This is a genomic window from Marinobacter sp. AL4B (genome assembly GCF_019916045.1).
Classification (GTDB): domain Bacteria; phylum Pseudomonadota; class Gammaproteobacteria; order Pseudomonadales; family Oleiphilaceae; genus Marinobacter.
The window spans coordinates 52,419-72,896 of record NZ_JAILWZ010000011.1; the positions used below are offsets into that span (position 1 = coordinate 52,419).

The following is a 20,478-nucleotide window of genomic DNA, read 5'->3' on the forward strand; positions in this document are numbered from 1 at the left end:
TCAGACACCTCTGGTTTCCGGCGCGGAATGTTCGGATTTGGCTTGTCGCCATTCAACAAAAGCTTTAGCGATCAGCGTAAGAATGGCTATGGCTGCAAGTAGCGAGGCGCTGGCGAATGCCCCGACAATGTTGTAATCCTGATACAGCAACTCAACGTGCAGTGGCAGGGTGTTGGTTTGGCCACGAACGTTACCAGATACTACCGATACCGCGCCAAACTCGCCGACCGCACGTGCGTTGGTGAGGATTACCCCGTAGATAAGCGCCCATTTGATATTGGGTAGAGTGATCTTCCGGAATATACGCCAGCCCGACGCGCCCAGAACCACGCCCGCTTCCTCTTCTTCGCTGCCTTGCTGCTGCATGAGCGGTATCAGTTCTCGCGCTACGAATGGGCAGGTTACAAATACCGTGACCATCACAATACCTGGCCAAGCGAACATGAGTTGAATGTCGTGAGTGCTGAGCCAACCGCCAAGCCACCCGTTTCGGCCATACAACAACAAGTAGAGCAGACCAGCTACAACCGGGGATACGGCAAACGGAATGTCGATCAGAGTGATCAGTAGTTTGCGCCCGGGGAATTTGAACCGTGTGACCGACCACGCCAGTGCCGTACCAAAAATCAGATTCAGCGGAACGGTCAACAACGCAACGAAAAGCGTCAGCCCAATCGCGTGGAGCGTGTATTCGTCCATGATGTTACCGGCGAGGGTGCTCCATCCAGCACTGAGTGCCTGTGTGAAGATCACCACAACGGGTATCACCAGAAAAAACACAGTTAAAGCCATGGCTAAGCCGATAAGCGTTCGGCGTACCCACGGCTGATCACCCACTCTGTTTTTATGGGGCGACATCTATCGACCCTCCAATCGGCGCAAGTACCGGCTCTGCCAAAGGTTGATCGCAAACAGTAAAATTAAAGACACCAACAACACCATAGACGCGATTGCACTGGCGGCTGCGTAGTCGTATTCCTGCAAGCGAATAAAGATCATCAAACTGGTTACTTCGCTGACGTACGGGGTGTTACCGGCAATGAAAATGATCGCACCAAATTCGCCAAGGCTTCTTGTAAACGATAACGCGATACCGGTCACCAATGCAGGCCAGAGAGAAGGGAAGATGACCTTTCGGAATACTCGCCCGTCGGATGCGCCTAAACTCACCGCCGCTTCTTCGTCAGCTGGCGAGAGCTCTTCAAGGACTGGCTGAACGGTACGCACAACAAATGGAATGCTCGTGAAAGCCATGGCTACCACGATACCTATAGGTGTGAACGCTACTTCAACACCCATTTTATCCAGCCACTGACCATACCAACCGTTTTTTGCAAACAAGGTTGCCAGCGTGATACCGGCTACTGCAGTGGGTAAGGCAAAAGGTAGATCCACAACAGCATCAATCAAACGCTTGCCGGGGAATTCGTAACGTACTAAGACCCAAGCAAGCAGCAGCCCAAACACACCGTTAAACAGGGAAGCAGCTAAAGCGGTCCAGGCGGTCACTTTGTAGGATTCAATCACTCGCGGATCCGTGATCGTGAACACGAACTGATCCCACGTCATGTCAGACGTTTCCACCACCAAACCGGTTAACGGCAGAAGCAGTACCAAGCTGACAAAGAATAGAGAGATTCCCAGACTTAACCCGAATCCGGGTAGGACTCGCTTATTACGACCAGAAAAGCGCCGCACTGGGGCGACGCTTGTTTGAGCGGAAGCAGACATTAGAGGCTCTTAACGCCGACGCTGGAGCTGATCGAGCTTACCGCCGCTGGCAAAGTGGGCTTTCATAGCCTTTTCCCAACCTCCGGCGATTTCGTCGATAGACTTCAGCTTGAGGTCACGGAAGCGGTCAGCGTTCTCTTTCAAAACCGTTTCGTTCTGAACCCGGTAGTTGAAACTGGCCAGCAAGCGCTGGGAGTCTTCGGAGTAAAGATGACTCAGGTATTCTTTCGCCAGCTCTTCGGTGCCGTTCTGTTTGGTGTAATCGTCAATCCAGGTAACCGGAAATTCAGCAAGGAAGCTAACTTTCGGGGTGACGACTTCGTATTCGCCTTCCAGACGATCAGCAATGTTCAGCACTTCGGATTCGAAAGTCAGCAAGGCGTCACCAATACCGCGCTCAACAAAGGTGGTCGTGGCGCCGCGGCCGCCGCTGTCGAATACGCGTACTTGACCTAGTAAAGAAGCGAGGAAGTCATCAATCTTGTCTTGGTTGTCGCCGAACTGATCCTGCGCGAATCCCAAGGCGGCCAAATAGGTGTAGCGACCGTTGCCCGAGGTTTTCGGGTTTGGCATAACCAAAGAGACGTCTTCGCGAATCAGATCATCCCAATTCTCGATGTTCTTAGGGTTACCCTTTCGTACCAGAAACGCCATGGTGGAATAGTAAGGAGAGCTGTTGTTCGGCAGGCGCTCTGCCCAGTTCTCAGGGATCAGTTGGCCCCGAGTGTTCAGAATATCGATGTCAGTGACCTGATTGAAGGTAGCAACATCCGCCTTCAGGCCTTGGATGATGGCCTGAGCCTGCTTAGAAGAGCCTGCGTGAGATTGTTTGATCTCAACGGTTTCGCCTGTTTTTTCTTCCCAGTGTTTCTGGAACTCGACGTTATAGGCAGCGAACAGCTCTCGGGCTATGTCATAAGAGGTATTGAGAAGCTCCCGATCAGCAGAAAGAGCTGGCTGAGCAGAGAGTAGGGCAGCGCCGATTGCGATGCCTTTTAAAAACGTTTTCATGTAGAGCTCCTCAGAACCTATTGGGTGAATCTGAAGAGCAATTTAACAAAGCTTGCTAAGAACTAAAAAGACATTAAAGAACTATTTAAATTACTATTTCGCATATTAGGTTAAAAACGAAGTAGCGCAGATCCCCAAGTAAAACCGCCACCGAAGGCCTCCAGAAGTACAACTTCTCCTCGCTTGATGCGACCGTCACGCACTGCTTCATCCAGTGCCAGAGGGATCGAGGCGGCGGACGTATTTCCATGGCGATTAACCGTTACCACCACTTGATCCATCGACATATTTAATTTTTTTGCCGTGGCGGAAATAATTCGAAGGTTAGCCTGATGGGGCACCAGCCAGTCGATGTCAGATTTCTGCATTTGATTGGCTTCAAGGGTTTCGTCAACGATCTTGCCGAGCGTGTTCACGGCCATCTTGAACACCTCGTTGCCTTTCATTTCTACAAACGCCTGACCCGCTTTCACCGTATCGAAATCGTTGGCCACACCACAGGGCACATGCAACAACGTTTCATATCGACCATCGGCGTGCAGATGGGTCGATAGAATACCCGTTTCTTCACTGGCTTCGAGTACCACCGCACCCGCACCATCGCCGAACAGTACGCAGGTGGTTCGGTCTTCCCAATTCAGGATGCGGGAAAACACTTCGGCCCCTATTACCAAAGCTTTTTTGCTGCTGCCTGACCGGATGAACTTCTCGGCTGTCGCCAAGGCATAAACAAACCCGCTGCAAACTGCCTGAATGTCAAAGGCAGGACAGCCGTTAATGCCCAAGCGTGCTTGAAGAATGCAGGCGCAGCTGGGAAAAACTTTGTCAGGAGTGGTGGTGGCAAAAACGATTAGATCGATTTCTGACACATCGATGCCAGCCGCTTCAATCGCACGCAAAGCGGCCTGCTCAGCCAAATCTACGGTCGTTTGGCCAGGCAGGGCAATGTAGCGTTGTTCGATGCCGGTACGATCGCGAATCCACTGGTCGGAAGTATCTACCTTCTTTTCCAGATCGAGATTGGTGACAACGTTGTCCGGCAAGTAAGAACCGGTTCCGGCGATGCGTGCGTAAGTCATGGGTGGCGTCCAAGGTCAAAAGCGATCATTAATGACCTCATGCTAACCTTGCGCCACCGGAATGGTTATTAGCGGTTCGTCTCAGCTCTCTTTCAGGCTATTCATATTGGTCACAAAACGGTACTTCACTTCGCCTTTTCTCCTCATTAATTACAAGTTTTTCTACAGAGCGCACGGTACTCGCATTTGAATATAGATAACGTCATCTGTAACAGAATGTAATCCCTGTCTATAGCTTCTTCAGGAATGAGATGATGAAAGCCCCTCTGCCAAATATGAAAACCAAATTTGCTGCGTTTGGTGCAGCCTGCACATTCATGCTCGCCGGTTGTATGCCGGGAACCATAGCCACCACGGTGGGCACGGGATACGTATATGAGCAGAAACAGGATCAGGAGTATAAGCACGGTGTAGAACGGGCTGTCGACCAATACCAGCGAGATCATGCCAATTCACCTTGTCAACATGGCGAAGACCGCATTATGGAACCTGCCATCAGGATCATCAAAGATCACCGTTTAACGGGCGTTAACGAAGTAATTGAGCGTTTGGATACGATTTACCAAGATCAAGCGCTGCCTGACAACGTTCGTGCCGGCGCCTTATACAATATTGCCGTGTTGGAGTCTCGCCGAAAACCACCCAGCAGGGCGAAAGCCCGCGACCACTTCAAGCAGCTATACACCGAGTTCCCGAACGAATACCGCTGTATCTTCGAAGAGTCCCAGTGGCGGGATGAGATGATCAAAAAACAACTGTTGCTACCAGGGGAAACCGTGGACTCGTTTTTGGAGGATGCCCGGCGAGAGGCCGAACGTCGCCGAATGCAGTAAATCATCTTGTATGCTGGCATAACCTCCACTCACCTGCAGAACGAAAGGTTTCGTGCTACTTTTGAAGAAGATGGCTGAAAAATCAAGCCTGTAAACTCAACTGTAGCGAGTGGAATTATGAACCTGATCATCATCGGTGCCGGCATTATGGGAACCACCCTTGCGGTGCTGGCAAAAGAGATGGTTCCCGATCTCGAAGTGACCGTCCTTGAAAGGCTAGATAGCCCGGGTGCAGGCAATTCTTGGGCTTTCAACAATGCTGGAACCGGGCATGAAGCCAACTGCGAGCTGAACTATACCCCGGTCGATGAAGAGGTTATCTCTGTTGAGAAAGCGTTAAAAATTCACGCTCAGTTCAATGTGTCCAAACAGTTTTGGGCCTATCTGGTTCGAAAAGGTGCCATCGACGATCCGACATCTTTCATTAACCCTACCAAGCATTGCACCATCGTTTCTGAATCCGCCATAGAGATGCTGAGGCTTCGTTTCAAGGAAATGTCTGGCCACCATTTTTTCGAGCAGATGAAGTTCTCGGAAGACTTCGATGAAATCAAAAGGTGGATTCCTTTTACCATGGAAGGTCGGTCACGGGATGAGAAAATGGCCGCGACGGCCATCGAAACCGGCACCGACGTTAACTTCGGCGCTTTGACTGAACAAATGGCGGCCTATGCGGTGCGTGAACTAGGCGTTCACATTGAGTTTGGCACTCATGTAAGACGAGTGCACAGAAGCCCGGCTGGCCAGTGGTTAATAGAAGCGCAAAATGACGCAGGGCCTGTTCAGCATAAGGCGGACGTGTTGTTCGTCGGCGCGGGCGGCGGTGCCTTTCCGATTCTCAAGAAGAGTTTAATGCCATTCCGCAGCCGATTCACTGGCTTCCCTGTAGGTGGGCGTTTTTTGCAGGCACCGATCACACCGGAGCAAGCCCAGCAATACCGTGCTAAAACCTACGGTAAGGCGGAAGTGGGCGCGCCTCCGATGTCCGTGCCACACCTGGATTTACGGTTGGTGGATGGTCAGCACTATCTCCTGTTCGGGCCGTTCGCTTCCTTTAAACCCGTACTCGAAAAAGGCCGTGGTTTTTTCGATTATCTGACCTCTTTACGGCTGCACGACATCCCCGGACTATTGAATGTCACGCTCGACCACTTTCCGCTAGTGAAATATCTGGTCTCTGAAAGTTTCAAAGGCAAGAAAAGTATGTTCGCCGAGTTGGACAAGTTTGCACCCGGGCTGGGTAGCAAATTTGATTGGGCGCCGATTGAAGCCGGTCAACGTGTTCAAATTATCAAAGATGGCGCGTTGCAAATGGGGACAGAAATCATCGTGTCTACCGACAAAACCTACTCGACCTTGCTCGGTGCCTCCCCTGGGGCCTCAGTTTCGCCAGAGGTTATGCTACGCTGCCTGGAACGTTTATTTCCGGCGGTTTTCACGAATGAAGAAGTCAAACGCAGGAAATCAGAACTATTTCCTGAAGATGACCTGGAAGCTTTGGCACACAACGCAGATCGTTACCGGGAAGTTCGCGATTCGGTCAATAAGACGCTGGGAATAACTGCTTTGGGTGACTGAATGCGGACACTGCCAACAGGGGAGAAATAATGAGTACGCAAAGAACTGAGGTTCTTGACCAAGAATGTCTTAAACCGGATGGATGCCAGACGATTGATCTGTTGATTGAAACCCGGCAAAAGGACCTCGGTGGTTTTAAAGTTCGCCGCGTTTTGCCCACGATAAAGCGCCGCATGGTGGGGCCGTGGATCTTCTTTGATCATATGGGACCTGCCGAGTTTCCGGCCGGCGACGGCATTAACGTAAGGCCTCATCCGCACATTAATCTGGCAACGGTGACCTACCTGTTCGAAGGCGAGATACTGCACCGGGATTCTGTCGGTAGTTATCAGCCAATTCGCCCCGGCGATGTAAACCTTATGGTTGCAGGGAAAGGGATAACTCACTCTGAACGAGAACGTCCTGAAGTAACCCGGGCAGCACGTCGTCTGAACGGATTGCAGCTTTGGTTGGCGCTACCTGAAGCGGACGAAGAAATTGATCCCGCTTTCTACCATTATCCGGATGCAGAGATCCCCCGTGTGGAAATTGATGGTGTGCCCATCCGAGTGATCATGGGTAGTGCGTACGGTAAAACTTCCCCGGTCAAAGTGTACGCGGATACGCTATACGTGGAAGCACACCTCAAAGCCGGTCAGCGGATCGTGGTTCCTGAGGCTGAAGAGCGTGCGGTTTACGTTGCTGAAGGAGAGGTTGCCGTTCACGATGCCACGGTGGCTGTGTATTCCATGGCGGTCTTCACCGATGCTCCGGGAATCGAGTTAACGGCGAAGCGTGATTCCCGCATTGCAATTGTGGGAGGAGAGAACCTGGGTCACCGTTATATAGAATGGAATTTTGTTTCCTCCCGGCGCGAGCGCATTGAACAAGCGAAAGCTGACTGGAAAGCACAAAAGTTCCCGAAAGTTGCCGGGGATGAGGAAGAATTTATTCCGTTGCCGGAGTGAGCCGAGTAAGTGAAAGCCCAGTGAGTTGCTGGGCTTTTTTTCGTTATGCGCCAAGCGCCTGTTCAGCGTGTTGCTCTGCCTGAACCATGGCTCTCATCGCGCGAAGTGAGTTAATCATCAGGGCCTTCCAAGAATCCTTCTTGGATAGTTCGATTTCAGCCAACGTGAGTAGAATGGGATCCTCGGTGTAAGGATAGGCAAGTTTGGCCGGGCTAAGGGCGCCGGGTTCAAGCTTGTAGTATTGGGCGACCCAGGGATAGCTTGCCGTTAGCCCTGACATATCTTCGGTGCAGGGTTGCCTTCCAAAGAGTCGAATCTTTCCGGTTACGGCCGCATATAAGGCGTTGCGACTTGGGCGAGAGGTTAGTGAGTGATTGTAAATTCTCAAACTTAAAGCATTCACCACCCCCGCAGCCAGCAACAATGCAAACGCTACAACCCGCTCGGCCGTTAGATAGCTCCATTTTTTTAGCCACGGCTGGCGGTTTGATGCCAGAATGAATGAGTCTTTTATATCCAGGCTCGCATTGAGGTCCACACGTACCACCCGCTGCTGGACCACAATGGCGTTTTCCAGACTCATCCCAGCGCCTACATAGGTTTTGTCCAGTATCACTGTGTTTTTGAGAGCCGCCCCTCGTGCGATGAAGCAGTGGCGCCCAACGTAATTGGTACCGCTGAGCTGTGCACCAATCTCGATACAGCTGAAGTCCCCAACGGTGGTGGTGCCATCATTCACACTCATGGGATGCACGCGGGTTTGGGCACCAAGGGACAAGGCCAGTGGAGCCAAGGTTGAGTGCATTGAGGCTTTGTCCAATACCATTGAGGTCACTAGCTGGTGGTAATTGTTCAGATGACACAGAGGGTCGAAATCAACGATGTTCTGTCTATGTGTGTGTGCTTGATTGGACTTTGGGCTCCAGTCAAGCGCATCCAGAGAGTTCTGGTCATTGTGCCAGAGCTCAAACAGATTGCCTTGCTGATCTGACACCTTGCAGTAGGGCGCGGCTGCTTCAGAGACAGAACGCAGCTCAGAGCGCCATACATCACCACGAATAGCGATGAACGGTGCTGCCAGCGAATTACCCAGCCGCACCCGGACCCGATCTGTACTGTCGGATTCGCGAGCATTTAGGTAGCGGATATCCAGGCTCCAGCGAGCGCCGTTTTCGAAGTAGTTCCGGATGCTGATATCGCCGTTTGGTACCACCAAAAAGATTTGTTCAACACCAGCTTGTTGCAGGTGTGTCAGAGTATGTTCGAGCACGGGGCGCCCCGAGACAGGAAGCATTGCCGGGCAGTAGTGTTCATTCAGTGGTGAGAGCTCGGTGCCTGAACGATCCGCAAAAACCAAAGCCTGTTTCATGAGTGTTTTCCTTAAGTCAGCTGGCACCACGGCCTAAAAGCAGCGCTGGTACGGTTTTAATCATCAACTTCAGGTCGCCGAAGAACGACCGGTGTTTGCGATAGGCGACATCCAGGGCGGCTTGCTCGCTGAAACTGAGATCGTTCCTGCCCGCAACAACCCACTCAGATGTCAGGCCCGGTTTGAGGTCGAGGCGATACCGTTGCTCCGGATTGTATTTGGTTAATTCCGAATAGAGGCCCGGCCTCGGGCCAACGATGGACATCTCGCCTTTAAGCACATTGAAGAACTGCGGGAGCTCGTCGATGGAGTACTTTCGAATAAAGGCTCCCACCCGAGTAATGCGGGGATCTGATTTGATTTTGAAGGTCACGCCGTCGGACATTTCGTTGAGTGCCTCAAGGTCCGATCTCAAGGATTCGGCGTTCGCGACCATGGATCGAAATTTCCACATAGAGAACGGCCGGCCTCGGTAACCCGCTCGGGTTTGCTTGAAGAATATGGGGCCCGGGGATTCAAGCTTAATGGCCACAGCTACGATCAGAAGTACCGGCATCAAAACCAGCAGCGCAGCGCAGGCCAGTGTCAGGTCTGTTGCACGTTTAGTGCTGGTCAAGCGTATTAGGCGAAGGCTGTCTGAAAATCGTTTGAAGCCAGCCTGCCAGGCTAAACGGGACCGCCGTGATTCGTTCGCAAATTTGTCGGGGATTTGTTTGATGAACGCCCGCGTTTTGGCCTCGTATCGCGCCCTGAGCGCAAACAGGGGATTACCGATGATGTATCTTTGCCACATGCGCTTTGGTTCTTGGAGTAGGCGCCAAATCCATTCGCACCCCCGTTCGCGCATCCAAAGCGGCGCACGGGCAACATTGCCGGCATAAAAATCAAACAGTCCGCCCACCGCCACATTCAGTTTTGTGTTGAGTTGAGGTCGTATCCGATCCAGCCAAAGTTCCTGGGTGGGCACTCCCATAGCTACCAGCAACACATCCGCTTCGCTGCGATTGATGTCATCAACGATCGCTGTTTCTTGTTCGGGAGTGAAATACCCATGTTGCGTGCCCACAATATTCAGACCGGGATATTGTGCAGTCGCCCATGCTGCCACTCGTTGAGGCGTGCCGGGCGTTGCTCCCAGCAGATACAGACGTTTACCCTGAGCTGCAACCAGTTGGCAGATCAACGGGAAAAGATCGGTGCCATTTAGGTTGTGTTTCAGTGTTTCGCCATTCATCTCGCATCCCATCGCGACGCCGCTCCCGTCGGGGAAAACCAGATCGGCGCGCTTCAAAGCTTGGCAATATTCCGGTGTATCAAAACTGACGTTCAGGCAGTGGCTGTTTACAAAAAACAGGTTGGTGGAGCTCGGATCTTTAAGAACCGCTGTCAGGCTTTCCAAGGCATCGTCCAGCGAGATATTGGAAAAGGATACGCCGAGCAGTTCGCTTAACTGGTGTTGGCTTGGAGCGTCCTGCGCTTCGGTCGAGGGCACAGGTCGGGATAACTGATTCATGAAAACACTTCCAATATAAGTGGCGATACCTCATAACAGTCCACTTTTCGTGCCAATTCTTTTTCTTATTTAATGTATTGAAATTGATAGGTTTTTGTAATGCTCGGCTGAGGTCGGAAGGAGGCCCCCCGATTGCGTTGCATTTTGCAAAGCAATCGGGGAGGAGTATCAGGCTGCGAGGTCTTGGGCAATCCGTCTGCGCTGGATCCAACCGATAGACAGCGAAGCGGATCTTTCAATAGTGCGATAGAAAGTCGGAATCATTCTCAGAATATACGCGGCGACGCCCGTCGTGAGGGTGCGGCCGAATTCTTCGCGCAAAGGCTTTTTACTGGTAAACATGGACTTCCTGAACAAATCGACGCTGGCGCGGCCATCCCTCAGTCGAATTGCTTGGCGCGATAAGTAACGCAGTTGATAGGCTTTCGCATGGGGATAGTTTTTCGCAACGAACGTGGGCGCATAGGTCGCCGTTACCAATGCCACCTCCTCCCAGGACTCCAGCTGCTTGTCGAGCACGGCTGAAAGGCCGCCGGCATTGAGGCGGTAATAGGTTAGTGGCTGCGGGATACCGGCTATGGTCCAGCCTGTTTGCAGCGATACGCGCAGCCAGCATTCGATGTCCTCAGAGCGACGTAGTTCAGAATCGAAATAACGTATTTCCGGTTTGCCCTTAAACCAGGACTGGTAACCGATCTGGTCGAAAGTTGCCTTGCGAATCACCGGCGCTGAACCATTGCCGATGGGATTACGGCAAAACAAGTGTTCTGGCGTAATGTCCGTTAGTTTAGGCATTTGATAAAAGCGGGTTGGAGCTCCGTGTTCATCCACGAAGGCCGATCGACTGAAGGAAATCCCGATGTGCGGGTTCTCATCCAAATGCTGAACATGCAGCCTCAGTTTTTCCATATCCCAGTAGTCATCGGAATCCAGGAACGCCAGATATTTGCCTTCAGCATTGCGGATTCCCGTATTTCGAGCGCCGGCCAGACCGCGGTTGACCGTGTGTTTGACGATACGAATACGATCATCACTGAACGCTTCGCAGATGGCGATGCTGTTATCGGGTGAGCAGTCGTCAACAATCAGAAGCTCAAAGTCAGGAAAAGATTGGTCCAATACTGACTGAACGGCTTGAGCGACGAAACTGGCTACGTTGTAAACGGGCATGATGACACTGACTTTGGGCATGTTATAGCTCCTGATTTGAAAGACTCACTGACGTATAAGCAGAATTCATGCCTGCTCTTTATGTTTCAGTGCAAAAGAATAGATTTCCTGGTGTTTTTGGACGATGGATGCCCAGCTGTATTGCTTGTCCAGTGTTTGCCGGCCTGCGGCGCCTAAAAGCCTGCGTTCAGCCGCGTTGTCCAATAGGTTTGAAACCTTAAGTGCGAGATCCGAACCGTCCGCTTTGCACAGGACACCATCCTGACCATCGGCGATGACCGATCGCAAAACCGGGATATCCAGAGCGACAACGGGTTTGTGGTAATGCCAGGCTTCCAGGTACACCACACCCAATGACTCGCGGATGGAAGGAACACATAGCAGGTCTGCGGCAGCCAGTGCTGCGTTTTTGTCCGCTTGGCTAATGTCTTCGATGACGGTAATGCGGGGGTCCTTGATCGCCGCGAAGCGTTTCCGTGACTCCTCGGTTTGCGGCCCGATAAACAGCAGTTGCACGTCTGGGTGTGCTAACCAGAGATCACGGGCTGAATTCAGCAACAGATGGTAGCCCTTGGCTTCATCGTGTCGACCCAGAAATAAAACAACGGGGTTATCGTCGAGCTGGTGTATGTTGCGGAATTCTGCCGTCGATGACGGCGCACTGACCATCGGCCCCATCGGGCATACAAAAGTTCGTTCTGCAGGCGCGCCGTGGGCCTCCAGCCAATCCTTTTCATGCTGTGTCAGTGCGATTAGGGCATCCGCCTGTTGATAGAGTTTGCAGAACCGTGGCGATGACCAGCCTTGTCCCTCTGGCAAGTCGGTATTGGCCAATGGCGACCAAATGAAAGGAACGTCCTGTTCCCGAGCCGCCATTAAGGCGGCTTCGGTCGCAGACGTAAGTCCGTTGTAAATGGAATGGATAAGCTGTCGGTCGCGTGCGTGATGTGCAATTGCTCGTTTGCTGAATTTTCGTAACAGAAAATCAAATAGTGGTCGAAGCGGGCGAACAGTCGCGTGGCGCTCCGCCAGCCAACCCATAACATTGCGGCGCAGACCCGTAGGACAAACCCGGTGGACGGGGCAGGGGCCATCTTGTTGCTTGCCGGATATCTGTCTCGTGAGCGCAAGTTCCGGAGAGAACTCATCCGTTGAGCTGTGGCAAACCACATTCACCGTATGCCCGGCAGCGATCAGGGCCTGAGCAAGCTCGCGGGAATGTAATTCGGAGCCGCCTCGAGCTGGCCAGAACCGCGGAACCACCAACGTCGCACTTGGTTTAAAGGTCATGACGGAATCTCCTGGTTGTTTGTAATGTCGGGGCCTAAATCGGGTTTGTGAGCTATGCCAATGCACAAGAGCCCAGGCCAGATGAGGTATGCAAGAATTTCAAGGTTCTCGCCAAAGGTGTACAGGAAGAGCATCAATGTGCAGAAGAACCCGGTACGTTCAATGCCGGGCCTGCGGATTGCACGCCAGCCCAGAATGAAGATTGAGGTAGCCAACGGAATTGCGAGTGCAGCAAATCCCACAACCCCTTTCACGAAGAGCAATCCGTACCAGCTGTGATGGCTTCCGATGGGCATGTATTCAACCAGATGGGGGCCCCGCTCGACGACGCCATGCCCCCAAACGGGTGCTTCGCTCTGCCACCGATGAACGGCAATGCGCCCGAGGGCGGCGCGTACACGGGTGGAATCGGCTCTGGCGGATTTTATGGATTCGTAAGTATAGCCAAGCGTCTCCAGCACCCATCCGCCGAAAAATGCGAACAGCAAGCTCGCCACCATCGCGGCAAACGCGAGCAAAGGGCCTTTGAAATACTTGAGAGTAAACATCACCCCGATTAGCAGTAACAGGACCAGAATGGCCAGGCGTGATTGCGACATCAAGATCATGGCGACACTTGCACATACTCCGATCCGACGCCATTTCTTGTCTTGTTCGACAAACGCCAGCAGAAAAAAGATGTTTGCAACAAATCCCAGAGCCGGTGCCCAGGGAGTGAAAAGCCGCCAGCGAGGCATCCCACTTTGCGGATCCAGTTCGTAAAGTGACATGGCGAAGAACTCAGGGCCCGGGCCACCGATAATTTTCAGCGGTGACACGTACGGTGTTTCCGGCAGGCGCAGTATCCAGGCGGCGACAAACAAAGGCAGCAGACACAAGGTATGCAGGCAAACCCGCATGGCGGCGCGCGCTATGAGTTCGGGCCTGATGTTAAGGGTGGCGCCTGCCAGTATGAATATGGCGAGCAGGGCCCAACCCTTGGCCCAGCCAATTGAGGATTTGATCAGTTGTCCTGTACCGAGGCCTTGCAGTATGTGGCCTACAATAATGCAAACGAGCATTGTGAGCATACCGATAATCCATACCATGGCCGGTGCTGGCACGCGAAATGGCTGCTCCGTTGAAAGCAAACGCTTCACCATTGTCAGAACCAGCAGCCAGCCGATAACCGGGCCAGCCAGATAGAGCGCGCCTATCAAGTAGAACGCGTAGGTCCAGCTGAGTCCGACCCAAACTATGCGCTCTTCAGTAGTTTCTGGAGCCATGGCTTCCGTATCCAAAGTAGGCCGAGGCCTGTGATCATGAACACGGTGGCTCCCAGGCCACCGATGAGAGCAAGCTTTTTGACGGTCGAGTCCGCAGATTCAGGAAGGGTGGGGTGCGCCAGCATTTGAATCAAAGGATATGACGAATACCGGTCGGCGTTACCAATATCCTGTTTGGCCAGTGCCGTTGAAAACACCGCTGTTGCAACTTGTTGCTTCCGACTCAGGTTCTCCAAAGCAACAGAGTCCTCAGTGGTCGCTTCTATCCGGCGCTTTAAGTTAGCAATGAAGGCTGCGTCCGATTGAATGCGTTGCTCAAGGCCGTTTTTCTCCGAGATAAGCATCAGTAGCTCGATCAGTACCTGGTCGTGGGCCGTTTGGTTGCCAAGATCGATCAGCTCTTTGTTGCTTAACTCCGGTCTTGAAGTAATCAGATGACCCCGGCGATTCAGTTCTTCATCAACGGTATGGTGGGCCGCATGCAGTTGTTTCAGTTGTGGGTGATCATGCCCCCAGATGCCTGCAAGTGAGGACATTTGGGTGTGAACCTCTGCATGGCGCTCAAGTTGGATCTGAAATGCTCGGTCGCTGCGCAGTGCGATAGCTGATTTCAGGTTTTCTTCCGAGAGGTTCAGCCCTTGCTGGAGGGTCCAAATTCGCGACACCAACGCTCTGTGCTCGGACACCAGGTTTTCATGTTGATATTTGCTATCTTCCAGTCGTGTGATGAGCCCCTGAAATTGCTCCAGCGAGACAATATCGGCCTTAACCTGAAACGCGAGCTTCTTCTGTTGAGCTTCTTCCAGCTTATCGTTAAAACCGGCGATCATGCGCAGGCCAGAGGTCGCCAGATGCTCTGTTTCGTCGTCACGAAGTTGGTCAAGCTGCCATTGAAGCGCCTCATAGAGTGCGTAGGACTTGGCGTATGCCAGCTCAGGCGAAGAGCCCTTCATGGTGAATTCCATTAAAGAGGTCTGATCCACCAATTTGATTTTCGGTTGACCAAATGCCTGCACCGACATTCCCAAACGCTGCGCTGAGAGCGCCAGTACCGGCTTGCTCGCGGCGATTGCCTTGTAATTCACCACCGGATCAACCGAGCTGCTGGCAAAGGGTGATGAAGCGCTGGCCGAAGCTTGGCCAATGCTTTCAAGACTCACGGCCAGGCCATTGCCTGTTCCCGGAAGAATCAATGTCCACTCGCTGGTGTATGTATTTGGCTTTAATGCGATCAAGGCGCCGATCGGACCCCAGATAACGGAGAGCAGTATCAACATCAAAGCCAGATACATCATGCGGCGTGTGGCCGGACGAAGACTCAGGCCGTAGACCACGAAACGAACGAGTGCGCTGCGTTGGTTACCTTCAGGTGTCGTCTGCGTATTCATCGAAAGATCAGCCCGATTGGGGACAGAACATCGGAAATCGTGCGAGCGATATCGCGTAGGTTTGACACTTCAGAGTCGTAACACACCACGCTGTCGTTGGGCATTAGGTAGGGGTTAACAGAGTGGCTGCCGGGCTGGCTAAGCACCTGCTCAATCCGACGCTCGACTGTGATAGGGCGCCGGGTAACGGGGTCTGTCGTTACGAGTACCGCGTATCGGTCGCTGTTGGTTGAGGCTGCACCGCCAGCGCAATTGCCGGTTACGACGGCTGTGTGGAGTTGCGACCCGTAGGGCAGACTGGTGGCGTGCCTGCCGACCGCGGAGCTAGCATTATTCATTGCCGGTACCGTCAGGTTCGAGATGAACACGCGAATACCGGGAGGTGTAATGGACGTTGGCCTGATGATGCGCGCGTCCGGTAAGCCCAGGCTCGGTACTCGAATCTGATCACCTTGGATCAAAGCTACATCTTCAATGTGATGCCCGGCGATAGCGCCGCTCAAATCAATTGGGTAGACCACGCCGCCTCGAAGTAATTCAATTTGTTGCACGTTCGCATCCGGCCGAACGCCGCCAGCCGCCAGCAACGCCGTGGTCATGAATCGGTTCAGTGATGTGCTTCCTCCCCGGAGCATTAACTGCTGCCCGGTGAGTTCAGCCATTCGCGGATTAACCGTTACCCGGCCAGGGTTGAAAACCGCACCGGCGACGGATACCTGAACGGGGGCCCATTGTTGAATCGAAAGATTCAGAGCCGCCATTCCCCGCTTGAAATAGCCAGACGCTTCCAGCGTTTCATTCACTGCCTTTTCGGCGTACGCCAGCGGAAGCCCTGCCACTTGAATAGGGTTCAGGTAGGGCAACTTTAACGTGCCGTCAAAATCGACCTCATACACACCCGCGAGTGCGGCGTCGGTGGTTTCAAATACCCCGTGAAAGAAACCTTTTGGCGGTAGATCAATGCGAATCCGATCTCCGGGTGATAGCGGTGGCGAGACAGATAGTCCCTCAGTCAGCTGAGAAGTTCCGGCAGTAATTCGGTGCTGCTCATCAGGAGCATGGTGGTATGCGATGTAAGCATCACGCGGTCCCAGGTAATGGGCAGGCCCGGCAAGCTGGTCAGATGAATGACGAATCCAATGGCTTCCACGGATAGAGCTCTCATCCCGATCATTGCTGAGACCGGGTGCGGCACAACCAGAGCCAGACAAAGCGATGAGTAGCGCAATCATGAGTGACAGGGTTTTCATAGGAACAGTCTCTTTCATCCGAATAACCCCTCTGGTGAGGAGCCCTTTCATGAACTGTTCCAAAAAGCATGCCAGTCTTTGGATTTTCGTAACGCTCTGAAAATAATAAACAAAGTGACTTGTAAGTCGCTGGGGTTTCGATGTTTCGCATAATGCGAATTAATTTAAGAGGAGAAAATGCCGGGCAGGCTGGATGAGTTTGCAATTTGCGAAACATAGAAACGAACTTCATAAATCTGCGCGAGAGATCGTAGTTAAACGCCAGGGTTTGGTGGTGAATCCCGGGAAAAGTAAATCAAAACAAGGGAGCAGCGTTCATGGCGCGATTACTGCTCTGTCTTTGCGTGTAACTAATTAAAAGGTGGAGTATGAAAGCACGCAAAGCTAATCAGGGACCAATATCCAGGGTGGCCCCGGCCATGGGCCTGATTCTGATCACGACTCTGTACGGATGTGGGGGCGGTGGCGGTAGCGACAATAAAAGTGAAAGCACCCCCACGAGCGCTCGAAGTGAAAGCGTATCTGAGTTGATTTCCGAGCCGACAGCGACCGACATTAAAACCACGACTGCAGTCGCCAGCCGTCAGGCACCGGCCGATTTCTCGTTCAGTAACTACCAGCAACTTCTGGTGTCGGTGCCAGATGTAGACCTAGCCCTCCTCACGCCGGGTAGGCAATACGTTTTGAAGGTATCTGAGCCTGCAGGCGAAGTCTTCCTGTTAACCAGTGTTACTTATAGCCAGTTGTTCGAGACCTCTGTGTCGGTTCCATTGGCATTATCCACGCTTGTTGTCGATGTCTTCGATGTCCTGGCCAGCGAACTCGTTATTACCCGGGAAATAGCACTATGAAGAAGCACTCAATGTTGAAGTCGTCCGGTTTGAAATACATCCTTCCTTGCCTGCTATTACCTAGCCTGGCCCACAGTGAACTTGCGTCGTTCCGTTTCAAAGACAACATACGCAGTGATGGTGTTGGCACCATTAACCTATTTACACCGGGTGACAGAGGAAAAAAATCGAATGGCGCTTTGCTCGAGGCGTTTCGAAATGATAATGGCGGCAATCTGGTATTCGCCGTTGATATCAGCGAGCCCAGTTCCGGCAGCGAAACTCCGACCAGTCAGGGCGTCGCTCTGGAATATGTAACCTTGAAACTTACCTTTCCTGAAGAGGTGGTTTCCTATAACAGCTACATCACACCCACTTATTCGTTCCTGAAGCGGGCAGGGAGCGATGTGCCAGCGCTATACGGCACCATGATCGGAGACGCCAATTCAAACCGCGTGTCATCGAACGCGAACAGTGAGTTAAACGGTTCGTCCTGGGATTCGGTCTTGCGAATTCCTATTGACCGTTCATTGGAAGATTTGGTGAGTGCAGAGCTTGAAGTCGGTTTTCTTCCGGTCGACAAGAAAGCCGGAGACCCGGAAGGTTTTTACGATTTTGGGGGACGGGGTGAAATCATTGCGTTACTGACGGCCAATGACGCCACCTCATTGGATGAACTCGTCCCGGGTCGAGCGTTCGCGCCCTTGGTTTTGGATGAGTCCGGCGCCACCTTGACAACCTGGACCTATCTGCCTTCCAGTACAGGCTATTACATCGCGTCGTACGAAGATCTTTATCCCAACCGCGGTGATTACGACTTTAATGACCTGGTGGTGGCCTATCAGGTTGCGCTGGGAAGCGAAGGCGACGGCGTTAAGCACATTCGCGGAAACGGCCACCTGATTGCGCGAGGCGCTGCCTACGATCACGACTGGCACCTGCGAATCGAACTGCCGGAATGGGCCGTGGGCCATGGCAAGACCCTGTTTTTTGAGCCGGGAAGTGAGGCGCCTTTGGCAGGTTACCCAAAAGATATCGCTGTTTTAGGCAGCGCCAACCTGTTGTTGGCCGAGCATGTCGCAGACCAGTTCATGGATGGCACGTCCACCTATGTTAATACGTTCGAAGAGCAGACCGTTCAGCAAGGCCCACGGTTCGAGTTTTCGTTAACCCTGGATGTACCCGTACCGGCGGATGAGATTGCCCCGGCGCCATTCGACCCTTTCATCTACGTCCATGAAACGGGATATGAAATTCATTTGGCCGGTAAGAACCCTGTGCTGGGCCATTCACGTAATCGGTTGGATGGTATCGGGTCTTTTCGTGACCAAAGCAACTTTCCTTTCGCGATGATCATCCCGGATGACTTTGAGCCGCCATTGGCTGCCATTGATATCGGGTTGGCTTATCCTTCGTTCGTCGAGTACGTGGAATCAGAGGGCGCAAGCCAGAAAGACTGGTACCAGAGAGGTGTTGCGAACAAGGTTAAGAAAATACCGTTCAAGAGTTGGTAAGAAGGAAATCTAAAAAATGCCCGCCTAACTGCGGGCATTTTTTATGCCATGACAATAGTCGCTGGCAGCTGACTTACCCGGCGACAAATGAGCAGCATCAATAAGGCACCCAGGGTGTAGGTCGCCAAGATGGACAGGGCGATGGCAGTGAGGCCGAAGGGAACCGTGAGTATCAGACCGATGACGAGTAACACCGTAAGTTTCAGGTGACACTGTAAGTCGAGTTTTGGCTGATCAACAGCGCGCAAAAATTGACTGCTGGATTCAAACATCGTTTTCGGCAAGGCGGTTAAGCACAGAATAACGATGAGCGGAATACTTCCGGCTGCTTCCCATTTCTCACCGAAGACCAACGGCACATAGAAAGGCGCTGCAGCGGCCTGTGCGACTACGGTCCCGCCTACAACAATACCTATCATGCGGATGCCGTTGTGGTAACGGCCCGCACGAGCCGAGGCGGCATCATGGCTGTCTGCATTGCATAAGTGTGGTAGGAACGCGCTATTTATGGCGTTGGCAAAGGTTGTCGCAATGCCGAGCCCTGCATTAAAGGCGAAAAAGTACAAACCGAGGGCTTCGAGCCCGAGGAAGTGACCAACCAAAAGATAATCTAGATTTTGCCGAATCACCTGCATGCCATCAACGACCAAGAGGTTTCCGCTGTACCTCAGGATTGAACGCCAATCGGTTCCTGCTTGCTGGCGGTCAAAACGCCAAGGGCATTGGGAACGATGGCCGAAGACCCAAACCAATGGCGCAAAAAGCTTGGGGATCACTAAAGCCCAGATGCCCAAACCGGACGCAATGAGCAAAAGAACACCAACCGCCTCAAAAAACGTTTGCGAGACTTCAATCTTGGCAACCAGTTTGAGTTTGCTTTGTCGGACGTTCAGTGCGGCATGCACCATGCCAATGGGCATTAACAGATGACAGAGTCCAAGTAAGGCAATGGGGAGCCAGAGATCCGGGGCATCATAGACTGTTGCAATGATAAAGCCGGTGACACATTGGGCCAGCAATAGACCCAGTCCTAGTAACCAATTCAACGAATAGGTTGTTTTGCAAAGTGCCGCCAATGCTTCCAGTGGTGCTTGAACAAGTTTGACCTGAGTGCAGCGCTGCATGAACAGCGTAATGATTTCATGGGCGGTAAAGATCAGTGCAATCTGCCCGTAGTCCTCCGTGGAAAATGCACGAGCCACTACCACGGTGATGGCAAGGCGAAGAACCCGGCTCAACAGCATACTGCCAGTGAGCCACCCGACATTCCTGAAAAAAGCATTAGCCCTGAACGAACCGGCCAGATGATTTAGTGTTTGTAAATTAATTCGTCCCATTGGCACGTTCTCGTTTTAGGGGCGGCAATCACGCGATGGCATCTGCTCGGGCTGCGTCCAGATCCTCGAAGATCTCGAAGATTTCGTGCAGTCGGGTCAGTTCAAGTAGTGCCCGGATACTCGGGGACGGGCTGACAAGATGCACTTTGCCACCGTCATTCCTCACTGTTTTCCAGGCACCCACCAACACGGCCAGGCCACTGGAATCCATGAACTGCATGGAGCTAAGGTCGATCACGAGCCGGTTTTTGCCTTCGGCAATCAGAAACTGAAGACGTTTGTGGGCTTCGTCGCTGTTAGCCATCACCAGTTTTTCTGGCAGCTGCACAACTTCAACGGTGGATTGGTAGGTATTTGTCTGTTGAGTGTTCAT

General features: G+C 52.5%; 18 protein-coding genes. 5 read left to right on the top strand and 13 right to left on the bottom strand.

Features of this window, described 5'->3' with window-relative positions; translation table 11 throughout:
- From cysW to K5L82_RS04450, 4 genes are all read right to left on the bottom strand, one after another.
- Window positions 1-858 (bottom strand): sulfate ABC transporter permease subunit CysW, encoded by an 858-nt coding sequence (gene cysW / locus K5L82_RS04435; RefSeq protein ID WP_223133322.1) that lies wholly within the window; start codon window positions 856-858, stop codon window positions 1-3.
- On the bottom strand, window positions 859-1,731 hold the full coding sequence (cysT, locus tag K5L82_RS04440; protein WP_133005483.1) for a sulfate/thiosulfate ABC transporter permease CysT: 873 nt from the start codon (window positions 1,729-1,731) through the stop codon (window positions 859-861).
- Window positions 1,732-1,740: 9 nt separating this feature from the next.
- Window positions 1,741-2,742 (bottom strand): thiosulfate ABC transporter substrate-binding protein CysP, encoded by a 1,002-nt coding sequence (gene cysP, locus K5L82_RS04445; RefSeq protein WP_133005484.1) that lies wholly within the window; start codon window positions 2,740-2,742, stop codon window positions 1,741-1,743.
- Window positions 2,743-2,852: 110 nt separating this feature from the next.
- On the bottom strand, window positions 2,853-3,821 hold the full coding sequence (locus tag K5L82_RS04450) for a beta-ketoacyl-ACP synthase III (RefSeq protein ID WP_223133323.1): 969 nt from the start codon (window positions 3,819-3,821) through the stop codon (window positions 2,853-2,855).
- 251 nt (window positions 3,822-4,072) lie between these two features.
- Between K5L82_RS04450 and K5L82_RS04455 the strand changes: the two genes are divergently transcribed.
- From K5L82_RS04455 to K5L82_RS04465, 3 genes are all read left to right on the top strand, one after another.
- Window positions 4,073-4,654 (top strand): hypothetical protein, encoded by a 582-nt coding sequence (locus K5L82_RS04455; RefSeq protein WP_262492519.1) that lies wholly within the window; start codon window positions 4,073-4,075, stop codon window positions 4,652-4,654.
- Between the two features lie 117 nt (window positions 4,655-4,771).
- The gene (locus tag K5L82_RS04460) at window positions 4,772-6,232 is read left to right on the top strand and encodes a malate:quinone oxidoreductase (RefSeq protein ID WP_133005486.1); all 1,461 of its coding nucleotides are present in this window, start codon (window positions 4,772-4,774) and stop codon (window positions 6,230-6,232) included.
- Between the two features lie 29 nt (window positions 6,233-6,261).
- Entirely contained in the window at window positions 6,262-7,179 is a 918-nt protein-coding gene (locus tag K5L82_RS04465; RefSeq protein WP_133005487.1) for a pirin family protein, read from the top strand.
- Window positions 7,180-7,222: 43 nt separating this feature from the next.
- Here the strand turns inward: K5L82_RS04465 and K5L82_RS04470 are convergent, their stop codons facing one another.
- The 7 genes from K5L82_RS04470 to K5L82_RS04500 all read right to left on the bottom strand — a co-directional run bounded on the left by K5L82_RS04470 (window position 7,223) and on the right by K5L82_RS04500 (window position 16,442).
- Window positions 7,223-8,548, bottom strand: coding sequence for a sugar phosphate nucleotidyltransferase (locus K5L82_RS04470; RefSeq protein WP_223133324.1), 1,326 nt, complete (start codon window positions 8,546-8,548; stop codon window positions 7,223-7,225).
- Between the two features lie 16 nt (window positions 8,549-8,564).
- Window positions 8,565-10,061 (bottom strand): WecB/TagA/CpsF family glycosyltransferase, encoded by a 1,497-nt coding sequence (locus K5L82_RS04475; protein ID WP_223133325.1) that lies wholly within the window; start codon window positions 10,059-10,061, stop codon window positions 8,565-8,567.
- Between the two features lie 168 nt (window positions 10,062-10,229).
- Window positions 10,230-11,252 (bottom strand): glycosyltransferase family 2 protein, encoded by a 1,023-nt coding sequence (locus K5L82_RS04480; protein WP_223133326.1) that lies wholly within the window; start codon window positions 11,250-11,252, stop codon window positions 10,230-10,232.
- A gap of 45 nt (window positions 11,253-11,297) precedes the next feature.
- The gene (locus K5L82_RS04485; RefSeq protein ID WP_223133327.1) at window positions 11,298-12,521 is read right to left on the bottom strand and encodes a glycosyltransferase family 4 protein; all 1,224 of its coding nucleotides are present in this window, start codon (window positions 12,519-12,521) and stop codon (window positions 11,298-11,300) included.
- Window positions 12,518-13,786: an O-antigen ligase family protein gene (locus tag K5L82_RS04490; protein WP_262492520.1), complete on the bottom strand. Its 1,269-nt coding sequence runs from the start codon at window positions 13,784-13,786 to the stop codon at window positions 12,518-12,520. Before K5L82_RS04490 ends, K5L82_RS04485 begins: the two co-directional genes overlap by 4 nt.
- On the bottom strand, window positions 13,756-15,174 hold the full coding sequence (locus tag K5L82_RS04495; RefSeq protein WP_223133329.1) for a hypothetical protein: 1,419 nt from the start codon (window positions 15,172-15,174) through the stop codon (window positions 13,756-13,758). Before K5L82_RS04495 ends, K5L82_RS04490 begins: the two co-directional genes overlap by 31 nt.
- Window positions 15,171-16,442, bottom strand: a complete 1,272-nt coding sequence (locus K5L82_RS04500) for a polysaccharide biosynthesis/export family protein (RefSeq protein WP_223133330.1) — start codon at window positions 16,440-16,442, stop codon at window positions 15,171-15,173. The genes K5L82_RS04495 and K5L82_RS04500 overlap by 4 nt, the downstream gene beginning before the upstream one ends.
- Window positions 16,443-16,792: 350 nt before the next feature.
- On the opposite strand from K5L82_RS04500, the gene K5L82_RS04505 reads away from it, so the two are divergent.
- Window positions 16,793-17,275 carry a hypothetical protein gene (locus tag K5L82_RS04505; protein WP_223133331.1) on the top strand — a complete coding sequence of 161 codons (483 nt, stop codon included), beginning with the start codon at window positions 16,793-16,795 and terminating at the stop codon, window positions 17,273-17,275.
- Entirely contained in the window at window positions 17,272-18,768 is a 1,497-nt protein-coding gene (locus tag K5L82_RS04510; RefSeq protein WP_223133332.1) for an LruC domain-containing protein, read from the top strand. The genes K5L82_RS04505 and K5L82_RS04510 overlap by 4 nt, the downstream gene beginning before the upstream one ends.
- A 41-nt stretch (window positions 18,769-18,809) precedes the next feature.
- Here the strand turns inward: K5L82_RS04510 and K5L82_RS04515 are convergent, their stop codons facing one another.
- Together K5L82_RS04515 and K5L82_RS04520 are read right to left on the bottom strand one after the other, a co-directional pair.
- Window positions 18,810-20,105, bottom strand: a complete 1,296-nt coding sequence (locus K5L82_RS04515; protein WP_262492521.1) for an oligosaccharide flippase family protein — start codon at window positions 20,103-20,105, stop codon at window positions 18,810-18,812.
- Window positions 20,106-20,133: 28 nt separating this feature from the next.
- The gene (locus K5L82_RS04520; RefSeq protein WP_223133334.1) at window positions 20,134-20,478 is read right to left on the bottom strand and encodes an STAS domain-containing protein; all 345 of its coding nucleotides are present in this window, start codon (window positions 20,476-20,478) and stop codon (window positions 20,134-20,136) included.

Excerpts from the sequence above, each read along its gene's own strand:
- K5L82_RS04470 (WP_223133324.1), bottom strand. The coding sequence starts at position 8,548 with ATGAAACAGGCTTTGGTTTTTGCGGATCGTTCAGGCACCGAGCTCTCA.
- K5L82_RS04495 (WP_223133329.1), bottom strand. The coding sequence starts at position 15,174 with ATGAATACGCAGACGACACCTGAAGGTAACCAACGCAGCGCACTCGTT.
- cysP (WP_133005484.1), bottom strand. The coding sequence starts at position 2,742 with ATGAAAACGTTTTTAAAAGGCATCGCAATCGGCGCTGCCCTACTCTCT.
- K5L82_RS04520 (WP_223133334.1), bottom strand. The coding sequence starts at position 20,478 with ATGAACACTCAACAGACAAATACCTACCAATCCACCGTTGAAGTTGTG.
- K5L82_RS04515 (WP_262492521.1), bottom strand. The coding sequence starts at position 20,105 with ATGGGACGAATTAATTTACAAACACTAAATCATCTGGCCGGTTCGTTC.
- K5L82_RS04500 (WP_223133330.1), bottom strand. The coding sequence starts at position 16,442 with ATGAAAGAGACTGTTCCTATGAAAACCCTGTCACTCATGATTGCGCTA.
- K5L82_RS04465 (WP_133005487.1), top strand. The coding sequence starts at position 6,262 with ATGAGTACGCAAAGAACTGAGGTTCTTGACCAAGAATGTCTTAAACCG.
- K5L82_RS04455 (WP_262492519.1), top strand. The coding sequence starts at position 4,073 with ATGATGAAAGCCCCTCTGCCAAATATGAAAACCAAATTTGCTGCGTTT.
- K5L82_RS04460 (WP_133005486.1), top strand. The coding sequence starts at position 4,772 with ATGAACCTGATCATCATCGGTGCCGGCATTATGGGAACCACCCTTGCG.
- K5L82_RS04505 (WP_223133331.1), top strand. The coding sequence starts at position 16,793 with ATGAAAGCACGCAAAGCTAATCAGGGACCAATATCCAGGGTGGCCCCG.
- K5L82_RS04490 (WP_262492520.1), bottom strand. The coding sequence starts at position 13,786 with ATGGCTCCAGAAACTACTGAAGAGCGCATAGTTTGGGTCGGACTCAGC.
- K5L82_RS04485 (WP_223133327.1), bottom strand. The coding sequence starts at position 12,521 with ATGACCTTTAAACCAAGTGCGACGTTGGTGGTTCCGCGGTTCTGGCCA.
- K5L82_RS04450 (WP_223133323.1), bottom strand. The coding sequence starts at position 3,821 with ATGACTTACGCACGCATCGCCGGAACCGGTTCTTACTTGCCGGACAAC.
- cysW (WP_223133322.1), bottom strand. The coding sequence starts at position 858 with ATGTCGCCCCATAAAAACAGAGTGGGTGATCAGCCGTGGGTACGCCGA.
- K5L82_RS04480 (WP_223133326.1), bottom strand. The coding sequence starts at position 11,252 with ATGCCCAAAGTCAGTGTCATCATGCCCGTTTACAACGTAGCCAGTTTC.
- K5L82_RS04475 (WP_223133325.1), bottom strand. The coding sequence starts at position 10,061 with ATGAATCAGTTATCCCGACCTGTGCCCTCGACCGAAGCGCAGGACGCT.
- K5L82_RS04510 (WP_223133332.1), top strand. The coding sequence starts at position 17,272 with ATGAAGAAGCACTCAATGTTGAAGTCGTCCGGTTTGAAATACATCCTT.
- cysT (WP_133005483.1), bottom strand. The coding sequence starts at position 1,731 with ATGTCTGCTTCCGCTCAAACAAGCGTCGCCCCAGTGCGGCGCTTTTCT.